Origin of the sequence: Nonomuraea sp. NPDC049637, from assembly GCF_040675235.1 — a bacterium.
Classification (GTDB): Bacteria; Actinomycetota; Actinomycetes; order Streptosporangiales; family Streptosporangiaceae; genus Nonomuraea.
Map to the genome: position 1 here is coordinate 1 of NZ_JBFAOM010000017.1, position 18,200 is coordinate 18,200.

The following is an 18,200-nucleotide window of genomic DNA, read 5'->3' on the forward strand; positions in this document are numbered from 1 at the left end:
GTGTCAAACCCGACCTGCCTGGGCGGTGCCTGCATGTACACCGGTGTGGGACTTTACACCTGCGGACCGTCCCCACACCCGTACGGCCGCCTCCACCCCGGCCGGGGTCGAGGCGGCCGCGCACGCAAGCGCTACAGATCGCCCAGCGCCGACAGGACCCGCCCGATCCAGGCGAACAACCGCAGGACCTGACGGAACGGCCAGACCGCCGCCCAGAAGACCGGTTCGAGCCACCGGAACGGGCCGAGGAGGAGCGCCAGGACCATCATGACCGCGTCCGGGTCCAGCGACCGCAGAACCCAGCACCACCCCCGATGCCCCCACCTGCGGTGCAGCACCAGCGACACCAGGGTGGGCGGCAGTGTCATGGCCGTCGCGACCGCGAGCGCGGGCTGCCCCGGCAGCCAGATCCCGGCCGCGACCCACAGCAGCCCGTACGCCCCCCACGCGAGGGCCAGGCCGCCCAGCAGCCGGCCCATCCCGCCCTCCGACCGGACGTGCCGCGCCAGGCACGCGGGCAGGCGCACGCACACGTCGGGCAACGAGGTGTCGAGCGGAATCACCGGCCGCTCGGCCTCGGACGGCTCGTCCGCCCCGGACGGGCCTTCCCTGCGGCTGAGCGGATGAAGAGCATCGTTCACCCGTCCTGGTCTACCGGCGCCGTCTTGTGATCCACTGGTGATCACCTGTCACGCCGGTCGACCGGGACGCGGACGTGGGTGCGGCTGGTGCCGCCGGCGGGCGGGGGGACCTCCGGGGGCCTCAGGCCGCGTCTGGGGCCCCCGTGCGGCATGGGCCGGTTACCAGGGCCGGGGTTTGTGCGGTGATTTGTGGACGACCTTCACGATGGTGCTGTCGGTGCAGGCCAAGCGGGCCTCGGCCGACTTGCAGCGCCAGGTGACCATGTTGCGCAGGTGTTGCGCAGGCAACCGGGCGTGCGGGCGATCACCGTGTAGCTGATCGTGGCCGTCTCACCCGGGTCCAGATCGCCGGTCCTCGCCCCTCCGCCACCGCCGCCGCCGTACAGCTGCTGCCGGAGGAGGAGCCGCCGGCGCCGCCGCCCTGCGCGCCACCGCCACCGCCGCCGCCGGATCCCATGTGCGGGTCGGCGAGGTTGACGGCGCCGTTCCCGCCGCTACGTCCTTGGACGTCCCCGCCGGGCCTCAGGTCGTCCCCCGGCGCGTCGTGACGTTGAAGATCTTTTGGTGCCGCTTTCCCGGGCAGTCGTAGGGGCGCAGGTCACCCGCTTCGGGCCGGCCCGGCGAACAGCCGGTCCAGATGCAGGTCGATCGCGGTGAGGGCGTCCTGGGGGGTGATCACGTCCAGTTCGAGGAGGGGGGTGAGGCCGGTGAGGGCGAGGAGCAGGTCGGTCTCGGTCGCCGGGTCGCGGTCGGGGGCGAGGTGCCCGTCGGCGATCGCCTGGCGGACCAGTCGCTCGACGAGGGCCCGTCCCTGGAGGAGGCCGCGGCGCGCCCGCTCGCGGACGGCCTCGTCGTGCAGCGCCTCCAGGACGTAGGCGGCGCTCATCCGGCTGGTGGCGCGGGCGTCGGCGTGCAGGGGAAGCATCTCCGCGAGCGTCAGTCGCAGCACGTCGCGGGGGTGCGGCCGGTCGCCGAGCCCCGCGAGGCCCTGCTCGACGCGGAGCGAGGTCTGCTCGGCGGCGAATTCCATGGCGAAGGAGAGCATGGCGGCCCGGGAGGCGAAGTAGTGCTGCAGCTGCCCGAGTGAGATGCCCGCCTCCTGCGCCACCACCCGGGTCGTCAGGTGGGTGACGCCGCGCCGTTCCACCACCCGCCACAACGCGCGGGCGATCACTTCGCGGCGTTCGCGGTGGTCCACCTGTTTCGGCATCCCGGGTCTCTCCCTCGTCGAGCCTTTCCCATACAGTTGACATAATACACCTGACCTATAACCATGAGGGTCCGTTCGAGGGAGGAGGCGTCATGCCCGAGGAGCCGAAGGTGCGGACCGCGGAAGGGGTGGTGCAGGGGCGCCGGCGGCGGGGGCACGCGGTGTTCCGCGGCATCCCGTACGCCCAGCCGCCGGTGGGAGCGCTCCGCTTCGCCGCGCCCGCCCCGCCGCGCCGCTGGGACGGGACGAGGCAGGCGGCGGAGTTCGGCCCCCCGGTGCCGCTCTCCCTGCCGGTCGACGTGGGCGCGCCGCGGGGCACGGACTGGCTGACGCTGAACGTCGGCACCCCGGATCCGGGCGCGGCCGGGCTGCCGGTGCTGGTGTGGCTCCCCGTGGGCGGCTACGTCTCGGCGGCGTCGAGCGACCCGATGTACGACCCGGCGGTGCTGGCCGGCGCGGGGCTCGTCGTGGTGACCGTCAACTGCCGCGTGGGCGCGGAGGGTTTCGCGTTCCTCGACGACGCGCCGCCCAACCGCGGCTTCCTCGACCAGATCGCGGCGCTGGAGTGGGTGCAGCGGAACATCGCCGCGTTCGGCGGCGACCCCGGCCGGGTCACCGTGGCCGGGCAGTCCGCCGGGGCGGGGTCGGTCGCCGCCCTCCTGACGATGAAGGCGGCGCGCGGCCTGTTCCGGCGGGCCCTCGCCCACTCGGTGCCGGGGCTGCACAGCACCCCCGCGCTGGCCCGGCAGGTCACCGCCGCGCTCGCGGACCGGCTCGGCGCGGCCGCCCCCACCGCCGCGGCCCTGCGCGACCTCGACCCCTGGCGCCTGGCCGCGGAGCTCACCTCCTTCAACGCCGGCCTCCAGGCGCACCGGGAGAGCTGGGGACGGCTCACGCAGACCGGCACCGCCCTGTGCCCCGTCGTCGACGGCGAGGTTCTGCCCGAAACGCCCTGGCCCGCGCTGACCGGCGGGCGCGCCAGCGGGATCGAGCTGCTGGTCGGCCACACCCGGGACGAGTTCCGGCTGTTCAGCGTCATGAGCGGACGGCAGGGCAGCTTCACCGAGCAGGACGCGCGCACAGCCCTGGAAATGCTCGCCCCTCAGCCGCATGGCGGGCAGGCGTACCGTGCCAGGTTTCCGCAGGCCGGGCCGGAGGAGCTGGTGGAGACGGTGTACTCCGACGCGCTCTTCCGCATGCCGTCACAGCAGCTGGCCGAGGCGAACGCCGCAGCCGGCGGCACCTCGTACCTGTTCGAGCTGTGCTGGACCGCCCCGGCGCTCGGCGGCGCTCTGGGCGCCTGCCACAGCCTGGACGTCCCCCTGGCGTTCGGCACGCTGGACAGCCCCGTCGGCGCGCAGCTCCTCGGCGACGAGCGCGCCCCCGAGGCCGTCGCGCTCTCCCGCGAGCTCAGGGAGGCATGGGTGCGCTTCGTGACCACCGGCGACGCGGGATGGGCCGCGTACCGGCCCGGCCGGCGGCTCACCCGCGTCCTGGACGCCGTACCGGCCACTCTGCCCTACCCCGAAGAGGTCTCCCGCCGGATCTGGGCGGGCCACTCCCCCGCGCCCTTCGATCTCCTGCCGACCTGACGCAGGAACGCCGAGATGGTGGCCACGAACCGGTCGGCGTCGTCGAGCCACGGAAAGTGCCCCGCCCCGGCCTGGACGACGAGCTCGGCGTGCGGGAACAGCGCGGCGAGCTCGGCCACCGCGGCGGGAGGGGAGTTCAGGTCCCTCTCGCCCGCGAGCAGCAGCACCGGCGAGGTGAAGCGGGCGAGCGCGGCACGGGTTGCGTCGGGGTCGTAGGCGCCTTCGGCGCCGAAGACGGCCGCCGCCTCGTTGTTCCGCTGCTCGTCCTCGGCGGCCTTGTGCGCCTGGGCCGTCTCGTCCCAGCGGCCGTACCAGAAGGGCGCGATGGCCTGGACGGCGTCAGGCGTGGCCTGCCCTGACATGACCTTCTCCAGGGCCGCGAACGCCCCCGGGAACCAGGGCTCCCCCTCGCGCAACCGGGCGGTCTCCCGCCGGACCTCCTCGGTGATCCTGATGCCGACGGCGGCGACGCTCGGAGTGACCAGGACGAGCCTGCTGACGCGTTCCGGATGGCGAGCCGCGTAGAGCACGGCCAGGTTCGTGCCCCCGGAATGGGAGAGCAGGTCCATCCGGTCGAGCCCGAAATGCTCGCGCAGCGCCTCGACGTCCTCCACCAGGCGGTCGCAACGGTAGGAGGCGGTGTCCGGCGGCACGGCGGACCGCCCGGTGCCCCGCAGGTCCGCCATGATCAGCCGCCGGTGCGCCGAGAGGCCCCCGAGGTCGCCGAGATAGGCGGAGGCCTGCATCGGCCCGCCGGGCAGGCAGACCAGAGGGGGGCCGTCGCCGAACACGTGGCAGGCGAGCTCGATGCCGTCGTGGGAGGTGAAGAAGTCCATGCCCGCCAGCCTGCGGGGAAACGGCGTGCCTCGGCTATCGTTCAGCCACAGCTACATGATGAGGGCGGATGGCGGTCGAGATCAGGTTCACCGCGGCGTCGGTCGCGAAGGTGCGATTCGCCGTCTCGCCGCTGGGCGAGACGGTGCTGGCGCTGCGGATCCTGTTCGGCACGGGCGGTCATGCCGTCCACCGGCCCTGGGTGCGCCGGGCGCGCCCGCTGCTGGCGCGCGAACGCGAGCTGCCGCTGCTGCGCGCGCTGATCGCCGGGCCGCTGCCGTCGTTCCTGTTCCCTGCGCCGGCGCAGCGCCTGCCGTCCATCGCGGCAGAGCTGGACCTGGTACGCGGCACGCAGGAGGACTTCTTCCGGCAGGAGTACGGCGCGGTCCTCGGCATGCCGGCCGAGGACGCCCCCGAGCCCGCGACGGTACTGCCACGGCTGGCCGAGGCGCTGCATCGCTGCCACGAGCTGCTGATCGCGCCGCACTGGGGCCGGATGCGCGCCGTGCTGGAGGCCGACCTCGGCCGGCGTGCGCTGACCCTGGTGGAGGGCGGGGTGCAGGCGCTGTTCGCCGAGTTGCACCGCGACATCGCCTGGGACGACGGCCAGCTGGTCGTGCACGGCCGGCGCACCCCGCACGCGGTGTACACGGTGGACACCGGCGGACACGGCCTCGTCCTGCAGCCCAGCGTCTTCAACTGGCCGGACGTGGGCGTCGACAAGGCGCCGATCGCCGCCGCGTCGATCCGCTATCCGGCGATGGGCGTCGGCCTGCTCTGGGAGTCGCCCCGGCCGGCGGTGACCGGCCTGATCCCGGTGCTCGGCCACACGAGAACGCTCATCCTCGCCGCCCTGGCCGAACCCCTGACGACCGCGGCCCTGGCCAGCCGCCTGAGCATCACGCCGAGCGCGGTCTCACAACACCTGGGCGCGCTGCGGGGGGCGGGCCTGGTGTCCACACAACGCCAGGGCCGCACGGCCCTCCACCTGCGCACGGAACGAGCCACCCACCTGATGGACGGCCCGCTCCCAGCCGGCTTCCCGGACGCGCTCACGCGGTGACCCGACGACGGGCACCGGAAACCGACCGCGCAGGCCGTTTCGCCGCCTTTCGAAGGCGTTGAACGTCTTTGACGTCTTCGGAAGGGCGGTGCTCTACTTCCTGCCATGACGCCCCTGACGAACCTTCGGCCTGCCCCCGTCATCGACGAGACCACCCGCCTGCTGACCGAGCACTACGTTTTCCCCGAGGTGGCCGAGCAAGTCGCCGACCTGCTACGACGACGCCTCGCCGACGGTGCCTACGACGTCGGCGGCGCCGCGGAACTCGCCCGTCTGGTCACCGCGGACCTGCAGTCCGTCAACGGCGACAAACACCTGAGGCTGAAGCACCACGCCGACCCGGTCTCCCCCGAGCAGGGCGCGGCCACCCTGGAGTCCATCCGCCGGGACTACGACGCCTCGCTGGGCGGCGCGCCCCGGGTGGAGCTGCTCGACGGAGGGGTCGCCGTGGTGGAGCTGGCGCCGATGCTGTTCCCGCTGGAGTGGGCCGCCGAACCGCTGAGCGCCGCGCTCACCCTGGCCTCCCGCGCCCAGGCGCTGATTCTGGACCTTCGCGACAACCGGGGCGGCGACCCGGACACCGTCGCCTTCGTCTGCAGTTACCTCCTGGACGAGCGCACCCACCTCAACACCATGCACTGGCGCGGCGGCGAGCGCGGCGAGCAGTACTGGAGCCTGCCGCACGTCCCGGGCGCGCGTTTCGGCGGCAGCAAACCGCTGTACGTGTTGTCCAGCGGCAGCACGTTCTCCGCCGCCGAGGAACTGGCCTACGACCTGCAGCAGCTCGGCCGCGCCGTCGTCGTCGGCGAGCCCACCCGCGGCGGGGCGCACCCGTGCAAGGGCTGGACCGTGCACCCCCACCTGGAGGCCACCGTCCCCATCGGCCGCGCCGTCAACCCCGTCTCGGGCGCGAACTGGGAGGGCACCGGCGTGCAGCCGGACATCCCCTGCGCCGCCGCGGAAGCCCTCGACCGGGCGCACGCCCTGGCCCTCGCCCGGCCGGCAGGCTGACGCGGTCGGGCCCGTCGTCGGTGTGGCGCCGGACGCGTGACGCGGTCACGGGCCTTCGGAGATCTTTACAGGAAACAGCCCGCGGGAGGGGGTCGGGACCGGCCTGGGCATGAGAGCGAGGACACCCGGCAGAGCGAACAGGCATGGGAGAAGGGCGTCCGGCCGAAAGGGCTCGGCCCTACTCGTCGTGCTCGCGCCCAGGACGTTCCGGCGACCTGGAGGCGTGGCTGTTCGCGCCGACCGCCAACGCAACCGCCGCGATCGCCTGCGCGCGTACGGGGAAGCCCCGGCCGGGATTATCTTCCTGGCCGGGGCACACGTCTCCGGAAGCGGAGGTGACGCGTCGCGCCTTTCGGGCGAAGGGCCGCGCTGGTCAGGCGCGGATGAAGCCGTTGACGATGAGCGGGAGCGACGCGTCCAGGCCGACCACGTTCAGGACGCCTTCGTCCTCGGGGTCGCCGATCGAGTATCCCGCGGCCGTCATCGCGGCGACCACCACGCGAGCGTCGGCGTTGACGGTGCGGCGGTAGGCGTCCAGGGCCTGGGTGGGGTGGGAGCGTCCCGCCCAGGTCTCGTTGTCGGTGAGGACGATGATGCCGTCCACCTCCATGCGCTGCTCACGCGCCCACGTGAACGGCAGCGACAGGTCCGTGCCGCCGCCCGACGGCTGCCACGAGGCGATCTCGCGCAGGTTCGTGCGCGGGGTCACCCTGGAGGCGTGCACGGACGTGTCGACGTCGATGACGTGCACGCCGCCCTGCTCGATACGCGACAACATGACCGCCATCGCGTTGCCCACCTCGTACGGGGAGCCGATCGGGGAACCGCCCACCCGGACACCGCCGCCCCAGCTCATCGACCCGGACGAGTCGACGGCGACCAGCAGCCGCTTCCCGGACGGCTCGACCGCGCCGAACGACGACTCGTACGTCTCCTCCAGCGCGTCGAGGACGGCCGGGACGGGCTGCCAGGTGTGCCGGTCGGCGCGCGGGTTGGGCTGCGCCTGCCCGGAGGCGTAGACGCGCATCGCGAGCCAGACGTCCATCGGGTGGATGCGGGCGCGCAGGATCGCCTCCCGGTCGGTGAGCCGCAGCACCGCCCGCGACGTGGCGTCCGCCGCCGGCTTGAGGGCGCCGAGCCGGGTCATGCGGGCCAGGTTGCGGATGAGCGCGGTCAGGCCGACCGTCTCGATCAGCGCCTCCCACACCGACGGCTCCCTCAGCACCGGGTCCGGCAGGAACTCCCACGGCACCTTGGCCTCGGTGACCACCCGGACCGCGTCCTCGGCCGTGGTGACGGCCTTCGCGGTCAGGAACCGGTCGACGGCGGGCAGCTCGTCGCGCGCCTCGTCGTCGGAGACGTTGCCGGCGATCCAGCCGAACAGCGTCCTGCGCTGGTCGGAGTCGGCGACCGGGTGGGCGATCCGCAGCACGTCCCGCAGCGCGAACGCCTCGCCCTGCGGCGTCCTGCGCTGGGCCGCCTTGCACGCCTTGAACGCGACCGCGTCGGCCTCACCGGTGAGGAACCAGGAGCCGAGCGCCGTGCGCAGGCTCCGGCCCATCGTGGGCGCGGTGCCTCGACCGGTCGCCTTGCCGCCGAGGTTCTTGTAGTAGCCGAAGAACTGGGCCAGGTGGTCGGTGGTCCGGGCGACCTTCGCCAGCGCCGCCTTGGCCGCCTGCCGGGTGTCGGCGTCGCCCTTGGCGTAGCAGGCCGCGAGAGCGAACAGGGCTGGACGCTGCTTCGGCGCCCGCGGCGGCCGGGCCGTCGAGATGTCGGTGAGCAGCCCGACGACGCGCGGACCGTCCTCGGCGATGGCCTGGAACAGCACGCCGGCGTTCTCGGCGGTCAGCGTGTTCTCGTCCACGTAGTAGGTGCCGCCGGTGGTGCCGAGGATGAGGAAGTCCTCCAGCCTGCGCCACACGTCCTTGGCGAACACGTAGCCGGCGGCGGCGTTCATGACCTGGTCGGTGCGGCCGGGGATCGGCTGCGTCTGCGGGGTCGTGATCGCCGAAACGCTCGCGAGAGGGTCACGTGCCATCGTGGGCTCCTTCCTTTCGACCCGCCCGAGGGCGGATATGACGAAGGGGAGCGGATGTGGTGATGTCCGCCGGTCTTTATGACAGACGCTCTTCCAGCTGAGCTACCGCCCGGTCCTGCCGGGCCGGGCGGGCAGGACTCGAACCTGCGACAACCTGTTCCCGATAACCGACGAACTTCGACCCGCTCCCCTGCCTGTGCGCGTCAGCCTTGCCGGCGGTACGGATGTGGGGGTTCCGACCGGTCTTCAGCGTGCTGCCGGTTACACCACGGCCCGCGAGTGCGGGCCGCCGGGATTCGAACCCGGACGACTCGAATGGGAATCGATAACCGATCGAATTCGACCCGTACCGCCGGCAAGGCTGACGTGCGATCAGGTCTGGAACCGGCACGGATGTGGGTGACCCACCGGCCGTTTACGGTGCTCTGCCATTGAGCTACACGAACCCGAAGTCCGTGACGGGATTCGAACCCGCAACCACCGGCTTAGAAGGCGATAACCGATGAGATTCGACCCGTGCCGGCACCAGACCTGACCAGCTTCGCGCGGCCCGGAAAGGCGCGGATGTGCGTGACGAGCACCGGAGGGTTCTTTGTTGGAGAAAGATAACCGATGCCCATTCGACCCACGCATTTCCGGGTCTCGCGAAGCTGATCCCACAGTAGCGATCAGCGTGCCGCGTCACATCTGAATATTGCCGAGATGGGGAAATGTCAGTCCATGGCTCGACAGGTCAGTTCTGAGGTGGAAGAGGGCCGAGGCAGCGGGCGATCTCGGGCGTGTCCAGAGGGACCGACGTGCGGCGGGTGACCTGGACAACCAGGCGATCAGGACGTCGATGTCCCCGCGCCGCGGGGTGGCGAAGGCGTCGCTGAAGCGGCTGTTCTGCAGGCGCAGCTTTCACCGCGGGTCGCGAAACGGGCGAATCACGTGCGGTGTCTCTCTAGGGAGTGGCCCGGTCGCCGGTCAGCGCCGTGCGGGCGGCGGCGAGGATGTCGTCCGACAGCGGGTCGCCCGAGGTGGCGCGGGCCAGGACGAGGGCGCCGACCATGGTGCACAGCCGTGCGACGCCGTCCTGGTCGGCGGTGGCGAGCCAGGCCGCGATGTCGCCGACCTGCTCGGTGAACACGCGGCGGGCCTCGGCGTCCCCGTGACCGCGGGCGATGTCGACGGCGAGCCCGGCGGCGGGGCAGCCGTCGGCGGCGTTGTCGCGGTGCGTGCCGGACAGGTAGGCGTCGATGAACGCCCGCTGGGCGGCTTCGCGATCTCCCGCGTGCCGTTCGAGCGCGCCGGCCCGAACGTCGGCGTGCTCCGCGAAGGCGCGCGCGGTCGCCTCGCCGATGAGGGCCTCCTTCGAGGGGAACTGCTTGTAGAAGCCGCCGTGGGTCAGACCCGCGGCCTTCATCAGGTCGGCGACGCTGACCTCGGTGCCCTGCTCGCGGAAGAGGCGGGACGCCGTGTCGACGACCCGCCGGCGGTTCTGCCGCGCCTGCGCCTGTGATCCGCGTCCCATCTGCGCCCCCATTCGGATGTCAGTTGTCATCTATCCTATGCTGCGACACATAGATTACGTTCATCATCTATTTCACCCGCATCAAGGAGGCAGGCATGGTTCTGAACGGCGCGGTCGCGGTGGTCACCGGGGCGAACCGGGGTCTGGGACGCCACCTGGCCGCACAACTGCTGGACCGCGGCGCATCGGTCTACGCGGCCGTCCGCCGTCCCGACGACCTGGACCTGCCAGGAGTCACCCCGCTGCTCCTCGACGTCACCGACCACGCGTCGATCCGGGCCGCCGCGCGGATCGCCGCCGACGCGAACGTCCTGATCAACAACGCCGGGATCTCCACCGGCACGCCTCTCATCGGCGGCGACCTCGACGCGGTGCGCCGGGAACTGGAGACGAACTTCTACGGCCCCCTCGCCGTCACCAGGGAGTTCGCCCCGGTCATCGAGGCCAACGGCGGAGGCGCGATCCTGAACGTCCTGTCGGTGATCTCGTGGTTGCACCCGGCGCGAGCCGGGGCGTACGCGGCGGCGAAGGCGGCCGCGTGGGCACTGACCGACGCGGCCCGCGAGGAACTCCAGCCCAGGGGGATCAGCGTCTCGGCCCTCCATGTCGGCTTCATGGACACCGACATGACCGCCGGGCTGGACGGCGTCCCGAAGGCCGACCCCGCCGACGTCGCCACCCAGGCACTCGACGGACTCGCCACCGGCCAGGCCGAGATCCTGGCCGACGACCTCACCCGCCGGATCCGTCAGGCCCTGGCACGGGGGCCCGTCCCGACCGGCGGGTGATCGCCCGGCGCGAGCCGGACCGGCCGTTCCGCGCGCCGCCTTCCGCCGCTCCCGCCGGGATCACGCGGCGGGCGCGGCATGGTCTTTCTACGGCTTGGCCGACGAGGTGATCGGGGCTGCGGAGTCCGGTATGCCCGCGTAGTCGGGCAGCTCGACGCCGTTGATCGCGCGCCCGACCAGCTCGGTGAACCATTCGCCGGTGAAATCGGGGAGCGGCTCGGCGTCCGGCCCCGGGACGAGGCGGCTGCGGGCGTTCAACCGGCCGATCTCCTGGTTGGCCTCGACGAACGGGCGCATCCGCGCCTCGTAGCGGGCGAACCCGGCGGCGGGGTCCCATCCGGCGGCGGCCAGCTCTCCGGCCAGCAGGTAGGCGCCGACCAGCGCCAGCCCGGTGCCCTGCCCCGACATCGGCGAAGAGCTGAACGCCGCGTCCCCGAGCAGCCCCACCCGTCCGCTGGACCAGCGATCCATCACCACCTGGGCGACCTGGTCGAGGTAGAAGTCCGGGGTGTCGTCCAGGTGCGCGAGGATGTCCGGGGTCAACCAGCCCAGGCCCGCCATCCGCGCACGCAGCAGGTCCTTCTGGGCCGCGATGTCCCGGTGGTCGACGTCGAAGTCGGCCGAGGGGAAGGAGAAGATGGCCATCGCCCGGGTGGCGTCCTGGATGGGCCGCAGGAGGGCGGAGCGCCCGGATTCCTGATCCTGGTACTCCAGCAGCCAGCGGTCCAGCCCGAACTTGTTGGGCACACTGTAGAAGGCCAGCACGTGCCCGAGGTGGCGGAGGAACCGCTCATGCGGCCCGAAGACCGTCGCCCGCAGCGCCGAGTGCAGCCCGTCGGCCCCGACCACCAGGTCGAAGCGCCGCCGGTCGCCGCCCGCGAAGACCACGTCGACCCCGTCCGCGTCCTGGGCGAGTTCCGCGATCCGGTCGCCGAAGACGTACTCGACGCCGTCGCGGGTGTCGTCGTAGAGCAGCTGGGACAGGTCCCCGCGCAGGATCTCGATGTCCGCGATGTACCCGTCGCCACCGTCGTCGTCGGCGCGGAAGGTCTCCAGGACCTGGCCGTCCGCGTCCACGGTGTGCGCGCCGGCGGTGTCGGTGCACGCCGCGCGCACCGCCGCGTCCAGCCCCATGCGCGCGATGACCTCCTTGGCGACCCCGCGCGCGTCCACTGCCTGCCCGCCGGGACGCAGCTCGGCAGCCCGCTCCACCACGGTCACCTCGGCCCCGCGCCGGCGCAGCCAGTGGGCCAGCGCGGGTCCCGCGATGCTCGCCCCCGCCACCAGCACCCTGGGACCGCCCGCCCGCTGCGCGCCGGTCCGGATGGTGTGCTCCTGCTTGGCGTCGCCGACGCTCATCACTGCCTCCATGTGCTTCCTCCCGCGCTGGACGTTCCCAGCACGGGCCCACCGCTGCCGGTGTGTCCCGCCGTATCGACCACGCATCCGCACAGAACTCATCGCCGCGCGGCGTTTCTGCGCTCATGTGAGGGTGAAGGGCGCCGGTTCCACGTCGAGTTCTCTCATCGCCTCGGCATAGAGCCGGTAGCGTCGACGGGCCTCACCATGGCGGCGGGCCTTGGTCAGCGTCCGGACCAGGTCCAGGTGGGCCGCCTCGTCGTAGGCATCCCGTTCGAGCAGCCGGAGCAGGTAGCGGACCGCCCTGTCGGGGTCGTCGGCCTGCTCCGCGAGTGCGGCCAGTTCGCGGAGCAGGGCCTGGTGCACGGCGCGTGCCTCCTCACGGAGAGGCTCCAGCCACTCGGCATAAGGAGAGTCCTCGCAGACGTCCCCGGTGTAGCGAGCTTCCGCCGCGACCAGCAGATCCTCCTCTCCGGCGGCGAGCGCCCCGGCGGCCGCGCAGAGGAACTCCTCGACATCGGTACGGAGTCCGACCAGCTGGATGCTGTACTTGTCGGCGCGTACGAACTCTGCGGGCCCGAACTTCCGCTGCGGATCCAGGACCGAGCGCACGGTGGACAGAGCGACCGAGAGCCGGTTGGAGCAGGACGCGGGTTCCTCGCCCGGCCAGAGGATCTCCATCGCCGCTTCCCGGGCGACAGTGCGGCCGCGTTGGCACGCCAGCCAGGTCAGCAGGTCGCGCGCCTTGCGGGACTGCCATTCGACGGCGCCGCCGCGGCGGCTGAGCCGTACCCCGCCCAGCATGCACAACCGCACGGCGTCATGGTCGAGGAGCGTGATCACGCGGAGCAGGCCGGCGCCGCAGCTGTGCGGCCCGCGGATGCCGGCCCGGCGGAGCTCCCGCTCCGCCTCGTCGAGGCCGGAGCCGTTGAGCCGCGCGCGGGCGAAGGCGTTGCGCGCGATGTCCACCGGGCTGCCGATCTGTGCCCAGATCTCCGCGGCGGAGGCCAGCAGGTCCGCCCGCTCGCCCGGGGACTCGGCCACCGTGAAGGCCGACAGTTCCAGGGCTTCCGCCATCTTGGCCCGGTCGCGGCGGCTGACGGCCGCCTCGTGGGCGGACCGGGCGTAGGCGCCGGCTTTGGTCCGGTCGCCGGTCTCCGCCCGGACCCAGCCGGCGGCCAGCAGCGCGTCCACCCGGCTGGAGCCGCCGCCTGCCGCGACCGCGCGTTCGGCCAGCTGTACGGCCAGCGCCGGATCGTCGGCCGCGTGCACGCGGGCCAGTCCGGCCAGGGCCGTCTGGGTCAGATGGGCGTTTCGCAGTTGTTCGGCATGCTTCAGGGAGTTCTCGAAGCTGATCCGGGCGTGCATCAGCTCCCCGCGCTCCAGGTGGACCTTGCCGAGCCCGGCCAGTGGGTGGCCGAGCTTGTCGCTGCCCACCCGGCTGAAGATGTCGCGTGCCCGTCGGAAGTCGGCCAGGGCTTCGTCGAGCCTGCCCAGGCCCATGAGTGCCTCGGCGCGGTTGTGCAGGGCGATCGCGGTTTGGACGGGGTCCCCGACCACGTCCGCTCGCCGTGCCGACAGGTCCGAGTCGGCGATGGCCTCTTCGTAGCGGGCCTCCTCCGCGCGGCTCGCGGCGCGGTTGGCCAGGACGCGGGCCGACAACAACAGGTCTCCTGAGCTCTCCGCGGCGGCGAGGGCGAGGGCGCTGTGCCGTTCGCTTCCGGCCCCGTCGCCGGCGTCGTGGGTGACCATGGCCAGCGCGGTGTGGGCGCAGGCGGCAGCGCGTTCGTCCTGGCAGAGGGTGGCCATCGCCAGGGCCTGTTCGGCCAGTCGGGTCGCCTGCGCGCTCTCGCCGACCAGCCAGCGGGCGCTGGCGGACCAGGCGAGCAACATCGCCCGGTCCGAGGAGCTCGACGAGGGCAGCGGAAACGCCGACCCGTCGAAGCCACCGGCCAGCTCGAAGGTCGACAACGCCGCCTGGTAGTCGCCCCGCTGGTAATAGATCATCCCCATCCGCCAGGCCACCGCGGGGTCGGTGGCATCGACACGGCGAAGGCACTCCAGCGCGCCCGCCCAGTCCCCCAGGACCTGGCGCGCCTGCCCCTCGGCCAGGTTCACGGCACACGTCCGCGACTTCTCCGGCACTGCGCCGCAGGCCCGGACGAGCTCGGCCGCGTGCCCCTCGGCAAGCAGCGACGCATGCCACCTTTCGATCATCGCCACCCGATGGCCGGGCTCGTCACAAACCGCCAGCGCCTCCCGGACGAACCCGTGCGACTCGTACCAGTGGGCCGCCACCGACGTCCGTCCGGCATCGCCCATGAACTCCCGGACCAGGTTCGACACCACATAGCCCTGATCGCAGGTCGTGATCAGGATGTGCTGGGCGGCCAGAGCGCGAAGCTCCTCGCGGCTGACGGCGACGCCCATCGCCCGGCACAGCTCGTCGGTGAACCACGGCAGCGCAGCGGTCGCGCGGAGGAATTCCTCATGCTCGTCCTTCACCACCTCCTCGACCAGATAGTCGAACACCGGCGTGGCAGCGATCCGCCTGGCACGGTCCACCGGGGGCAGGCCGCTCAGCCAGCTCAGCGTGAGCCGTACGGCGACCGGCCACCCCTTGGTGAGCTCGTGCACCTCCTCCGCCAGGTCGTCCGACCCCAGCACGATCGAGGTGAGTGAGCGGGTCTCGGCAGCGGTGAAGGCCAGCTGTTCGGCCGACACCTGGAAGACGTGACCCAGGCCGCGCATGCGCTGGATCGGGAAGGGCACGGCGGACCGTGAGATCAACACCAGGTGAAGGTCGTCGCCGCCGTGATGACAGAGCTCTTCGAGCAGGCGCGCCCCGGACGTGCCCGGCTCGATCCGCTCCACCTCGTCGATGACGAGCACGGTCGGCCGGCAGACGGCGGCGGCCAGCTCGGTGGCGAGCCCGGCGGAGCGGATCCATCCGGCGGGCGCGCCCAGGGCTTGGCAGATCTCCTCGATCAGGGTGGCGTCGTCGGCCCAGGTCAGCCAGGCCACCGGATGATCAGGCCGGGCCCGCGCCCAGCCGCGTACGGCTGAGGTTTTACCGCCGCCCGGGCCGGCGGTCACCACGGTGAGCCGGTGTCGCGGGATCTGATCGAGAAGGGCGGTGAGTTGCGCTCGTGCCAGCAGAGGCTCGGTCGCCGTCACAGCGAGAAGTATCTGCCGGGCTGGACTTTAAGGCAACTGAAAGATCCATTTCTACCGTTGTCCTCAGTCCCGACCAGCGAGGAGAAGATCGTGAGAGTCATCCCAGGCCTGCTCGCGGCGAGCGCCGGCGTTCTCATGCTGACCGCGCCAGCCACCACCCCGGCCACAGCCACGACGAAGGCCGTGAACGAGCCCACAGCGGAGGAACTGCGGGCGGCGCCGATCGCCGAAGAGGCGGAGGCCGAGGTCAAGCTCGCGATGCTGCGCTACCGCAACGGGCTGACCGTGGAGTTCAACGACAGCCGGCCCTCCGGCGACGTGGGCATCGTCCAGACCGCCTTCATCGGCCGGGCCGGCCTGTTCGTCCGCGACAGCGGCGACAGTTTCCTGGAGACCTACCTGAAGATCACCCCGGCCTCGGTCGCGGTCCCGCGGCGGCTGGTGGAGGCCCATGGCGCCGAGCCGCTGCCGGCTGAGCTCCAGCGCCGGACGGTCACCGAGGAGCCGGTGGAGGCCGACGGCCTCGCCGCCCCCGCGGTCCGGACCATGTCCGGCGCGGTCAACTGCAACAAGACCTACTACCCCTGGTACCACTGGCGCGACGTGGGCCACCCCGGCATGCTGCCCAGGGACTCCTACTCCTCCAGTTATGGCGGCAAGTACGTCAACGCCGACAGCTGGCTCATCAACTGTGCCGCGGCCGGCAACCCGCCCCAGATCGCCGCCCGCCATCGGCTCTTCTACTTCAACAACGCCCTCGGCAAGTGGGCGGAGCAGAGCGACACCCTGGTGTACCCGGGACAGGAGCAGCACGTCGAGAAGGGGCTCGTCAACCGCTACCGCAGGGTCATCCAGGACGACACCTGGGGCTCCGACCCCGACTGCCTGTCCTGCAAGTACACGCGCGAGGGCCGTTTCCACGACTGACCCTCGCCCGGCGAACGGGACCATCGAGCCGCCACCCTGCCCATAGGGCGCATCCGGTGTCGACGCCGACTCGCGCTCGTCAGCCGCTGGGGAAGCCGGGCACCGAGACGCTGCCGCCCCACGGTGGCAGCCGGTAGGCGCCGAGCTTCCGGATCCCGCCGGTGGTCACATCGATGGCGTAGGCCGTGTCCCCCAGGTCGGGCCACCGGTCGGAGCCCGGCTCCCGTACGGCGCCGCCCAGGGCCAGGACCTCACGCTCGTTGAGCCAGTACCCGAGCCGGTGCGGGCTCAGCTGCCGCGGCCGGTCGAGCTTGACCTCGGATCGGACCTGGCCGCTCGCCCGGTCCACGGTGACGACCTTGTCGTACGGCTCGCCGTTCGTCACGGTCTCCCCCGGCGCCGACGGGCCCGTCAGCATGGCCACGGTCGTGCCGTCCGGGCCGACGGTTCCCGTCAGCGCCAGGGTCTTCGGGTCGGCGAAGACCGTCACCTTGCCGTCCGAGAGCACGCCGAGCCGGCCTCGCTCGTGCTCCACGACCATGGGCACGCCCTCGTCGGCGGGATGGAGGGAGTGCCAGCCCTTGGGCACCTCATCGACGACCCGCCCGCTCTCCACGTCCACGACGACCTCGGGGACGCCGGCCAGGTTCAGGCCGAGCCGGCGCCCGTCCGGCGAGAAGGTGATCACCCCGCCGCCCTTGACCATGGTCGTGCGCCTGACGACCTGCGGGATCTCCCAGACCTGACCGGTGCCGAGCTCGCGGACGGCGAAACGCTCGCGCTCGGACGCGTAGTAGGCGATGCGGCGTCCGTCGCGGGAGATCGCCAGCGGGGCGGCGGTGTTCATGTAGTTCTTCTTGCTCTGGTCGGTGTAGACGCTCAGCGCGTCGGCGACCCGGTACCGGGTCCCGTCCTGCAGGACCACCTTCCACTGCAGGCACGTCTCGTCGGCCACCGGCGCGTTGTCCTGGCCGGGCTTCCACGCGTCCTGGCAGAAGTCGTAGTAGGCGTAGCGCGCCGGCCCCACCCCGGACGCGGGCAGGACGGCGCGGACGGGGACGAGGTCCTCCGGCGACGGCGTCGGCCGCGCGGGGATGCCGCGGAAGGTCGGAGCGGAGGAGGGCGTCCCGCTCGTGACGGCGCCGACGTCGGCGGGCCCGCCGGGATCGACGAGCAGGCTGACGGCCAGCGTCAACGCGGCGACGGCCGCGACCGCGGAGCCGCTGATCAGGGTCGTTCGGGTACGCCGGGCGCCGCGCAGCGCGACCTCGGCGAGATCGACGTCGGGCGCCTGCCGGGCGATCGCGTCGAGCTCGTCACGGAACCTCGTCATCGCGGCACCTCCACCGGATCGATTTCGGACAGCAGATCGGCCAGTTCGGGCGCGAGGACGCGCAGGCGGCCCAGGGCGTAGTGGGTCTGGCTCTTGACCGTGCCAGGTGAACAGCCCAGCGCTTCGGCGGTCTCCTCGACGCTGAGGTCCTCGTAGAAGCGCAGCACGAGGACGGCGCGCTGGCGTGGAGTCAGCCGGACGAGCGCCTGTTGCAGGACCATCCGGTGCAGCCCGGCCGACTCCGGATCGTAGGCCGGTTCCGGCGGGCTGCTGGTCAGGATGTCCGTTCGTCTGCGCCGCAGCCAGGACACGTGCTCGTTGACCAGGGCCCGCCGGGCGTACGCCTCCGGGTTGCCGTCCTTGGCCAGTTTGGGCCAGTGCCTGGCGATCCGGGTCAGCACGGTCTGCAGGAGGTCCTCAGCCCGGTGGGCGTCTCCCGTGAGCAGGTACGCGGTGCGCATCAACGCCTGCTGGCGGGCGCTGACGAACTCCCTGAATCCCTCATATTTGTCCATGCGACTCCTTCCGCCCTAATGAACGCGGGACGCCGGAAGCCGGTTGGAGACGATCCACGTCGAGCGCGTGCCGGCCGCCGGGTGGGCGCGCTCATGGTGGTGCTGGAACAGCCCGCAGATCAGCGGCGAAGGCCGCCCCGGCCGAGCCGGCCCGCCCGGCCGGTGCGGCCAGGGGGCCGGTGCGGCCGGGCGTTCGGGC

At 72.3% G+C, this 18,200-nt stretch carries 14 protein-coding genes; 5 read left to right on the forward strand and 9 right to left on the reverse strand.

From position 1 onward, the window contains the following. Positions 1–131 precede the first annotated feature (131 nt). Positions 132–641, reverse strand: a complete 510-nt coding sequence (locus tag AB0J71_RS23600; RefSeq protein ID WP_352329989.1) for a hypothetical protein — start codon at positions 639–641, stop codon at positions 132–134. A gap of 598 nt (positions 642–1,239) precedes the next feature. Then, on the reverse strand, positions 1,240–1,851 hold the full coding sequence (locus AB0J71_RS23605) for a TetR family transcriptional regulator C-terminal domain-containing protein (RefSeq protein ID WP_364415983.1): 612 nt from the start codon (positions 1,849–1,851) through the stop codon (positions 1,240–1,242). Between the two features lie 92 nt (positions 1,852–1,943). Between AB0J71_RS23605 and AB0J71_RS23610 the strand changes: the two genes are divergently transcribed. After that, positions 1,944–3,443 (forward strand): carboxylesterase family protein, encoded by a 1,500-nt coding sequence (locus AB0J71_RS23610; protein ID WP_364415985.1) that lies wholly within the window; start codon positions 1,944–1,946, stop codon positions 3,441–3,443. On the opposite strand, the gene AB0J71_RS23615 is transcribed toward AB0J71_RS23610, so the two are convergent. Then, positions 3,371–4,279, reverse strand: a complete 909-nt coding sequence (locus AB0J71_RS23615) for an alpha/beta hydrolase (protein ID WP_364415987.1) — start codon at positions 4,277–4,279, stop codon at positions 3,371–3,373. The genes AB0J71_RS23610 and AB0J71_RS23615 overlap by 73 nt on opposite strands. Positions 4,280–4,347: 68 nt before the next feature. On the opposite strand from AB0J71_RS23615, the gene AB0J71_RS23620 reads away from it, so the two are divergent. Both AB0J71_RS23620 and AB0J71_RS23625 read left to right on the forward strand, forming a co-directional pair. Next, positions 4,348–5,340 (forward strand): DUF5937 family protein, encoded by a 993-nt coding sequence (locus AB0J71_RS23620; RefSeq protein ID WP_364415989.1) that lies wholly within the window; start codon positions 4,348–4,350, stop codon positions 5,338–5,340. Positions 5,341–5,445: 105 nt separating this feature from the next. Continuing rightward, positions 5,446–6,351 carry a S41 family peptidase gene (locus tag AB0J71_RS23625; protein ID WP_364415991.1) on the forward strand — a complete coding sequence of 302 codons (906 nt, stop codon included), beginning with the start codon at positions 5,446–5,448 and terminating at the stop codon, positions 6,349–6,351. 373 nt (positions 6,352–6,724) lie between these two features. On the opposite strand, the gene AB0J71_RS23630 is transcribed toward AB0J71_RS23625, so the two are convergent. Both AB0J71_RS23630 and AB0J71_RS23635 read right to left on the reverse strand, forming a co-directional pair. Further along, the gene (locus AB0J71_RS23630) at positions 6,725–8,389 is read right to left on the reverse strand and encodes a TROVE domain-containing protein (protein ID WP_364415993.1); all 1,665 of its coding nucleotides are present in this window, start codon (positions 8,387–8,389) and stop codon (positions 6,725–6,727) included. A 943-nt stretch (positions 8,390–9,332) separates the two neighbouring features. Next, positions 9,333–9,902 (reverse strand): TetR/AcrR family transcriptional regulator, encoded by a 570-nt coding sequence (locus AB0J71_RS23635; RefSeq protein ID WP_364415995.1) that lies wholly within the window; start codon positions 9,900–9,902, stop codon positions 9,333–9,335. Between the two features lie 95 nt (positions 9,903–9,997). Here AB0J71_RS23635 and AB0J71_RS23640 point away from each other — a divergent pair, with 95 nt between their 5' ends. Further along, complete coding sequence (locus tag AB0J71_RS23640) at positions 9,998–10,690, forward strand: SDR family oxidoreductase (protein WP_352323431.1); 693 nt, start codon at positions 9,998–10,000, stop codon at positions 10,688–10,690. Between the two features lie 87 nt (positions 10,691–10,777). On the opposite strand, the gene AB0J71_RS23645 is transcribed toward AB0J71_RS23640, so the two are convergent. Both AB0J71_RS23645 and AB0J71_RS23650 read right to left on the reverse strand, forming a co-directional pair. Next, positions 10,778–12,049, reverse strand: coding sequence for an FAD-dependent monooxygenase (locus AB0J71_RS23645; RefSeq protein ID WP_352323432.1), 1,272 nt, complete (start codon positions 12,047–12,049; stop codon positions 10,778–10,780). 123 nt (positions 12,050–12,172) lie between these two features. Beyond that, positions 12,173–15,226 carry a tetratricopeptide repeat protein gene (locus tag AB0J71_RS23650; protein ID WP_364415997.1) on the reverse strand — a complete coding sequence of 1,018 codons (3,054 nt, stop codon included), beginning with the start codon at positions 15,224–15,226 and terminating at the stop codon, positions 12,173–12,175. A 90-nt stretch (positions 15,227–15,316) separates the two neighbouring features. Between AB0J71_RS23650 and AB0J71_RS23655 the strand changes: the two genes are divergently transcribed. Then, a complete protein-coding gene (locus tag AB0J71_RS23655) occupies positions 15,317–16,153 on the forward strand; it encodes a hypothetical protein (protein ID WP_364415999.1) in 837 nt (278 codons plus the stop codon). Between the two features lie 79 nt (positions 16,154–16,232). Here AB0J71_RS23655 and AB0J71_RS23660 read toward each other — a convergent pair whose 3' ends face one another. Further along, positions 16,233–17,486, reverse strand: coding sequence for a hypothetical protein (locus AB0J71_RS23660; RefSeq protein WP_364416001.1), 1,254 nt, complete (start codon positions 17,484–17,486; stop codon positions 16,233–16,235). Further along, positions 17,483–18,001, reverse strand: a complete 519-nt coding sequence (locus AB0J71_RS23665; protein ID WP_364344464.1) for a SigE family RNA polymerase sigma factor — start codon at positions 17,999–18,001, stop codon at positions 17,483–17,485. The genes AB0J71_RS23660 and AB0J71_RS23665 overlap by 4 nt, the downstream gene beginning before the upstream one ends. Between the last annotated feature and the right edge of the window lie 199 nt (positions 18,002–18,200).

Bases quoted from the DNA above. Each gene is read 5' to 3' on its own strand.
- AB0J71_RS23605 (WP_364415983.1), bottom strand. From the start codon at position 1,851: ATGCCGAAACAGGTGGACCACCGCGAACGCCGCGAAGTGATCGCCCGC.
- AB0J71_RS23610 (WP_364415985.1), top strand. From the start codon at position 1,944: ATGCCCGAGGAGCCGAAGGTGCGGACCGCGGAAGGGGTGGTGCAGGGG.
- AB0J71_RS23615 (WP_364415987.1), bottom strand. From the start codon at position 4,279: ATGGACTTCTTCACCTCCCACGACGGCATCGAGCTCGCCTGCCACGTG.
- AB0J71_RS23620 (WP_364415989.1), top strand. From the start codon at position 4,348: ATGGCGGTCGAGATCAGGTTCACCGCGGCGTCGGTCGCGAAGGTGCGA.
- AB0J71_RS23625 (WP_364415991.1), top strand. From the start codon at position 5,446: ATGACGCCCCTGACGAACCTTCGGCCTGCCCCCGTCATCGACGAGACC.
- AB0J71_RS23630 (WP_364415993.1), bottom strand. From the start codon at position 8,389: ATGGCACGTGACCCTCTCGCGAGCGTTTCGGCGATCACGACCCCGCAG.
- AB0J71_RS23635 (WP_364415995.1), bottom strand. From the start codon at position 9,902: ATGGGACGCGGATCACAGGCGCAGGCGCGGCAGAACCGCCGGCGGGTC.
- AB0J71_RS23640 (WP_352323431.1), top strand. From the start codon at position 9,998: ATGGTTCTGAACGGCGCGGTCGCGGTGGTCACCGGGGCGAACCGGGGT.
- AB0J71_RS23645 (WP_352323432.1), bottom strand. From the start codon at position 12,049: ATGAGCGTCGGCGACGCCAAGCAGGAGCACACCATCCGGACCGGCGCG.
- AB0J71_RS23660 (WP_364416001.1), bottom strand. From the start codon at position 17,486: ATGACGAGGTTCCGTGACGAGCTCGACGCGATCGCCCGGCAGGCGCCC.
- AB0J71_RS23665 (WP_364344464.1), bottom strand. From the start codon at position 18,001: ATGGACAAATATGAGGGATTCAGGGAGTTCGTCAGCGCCCGCCAGCAG.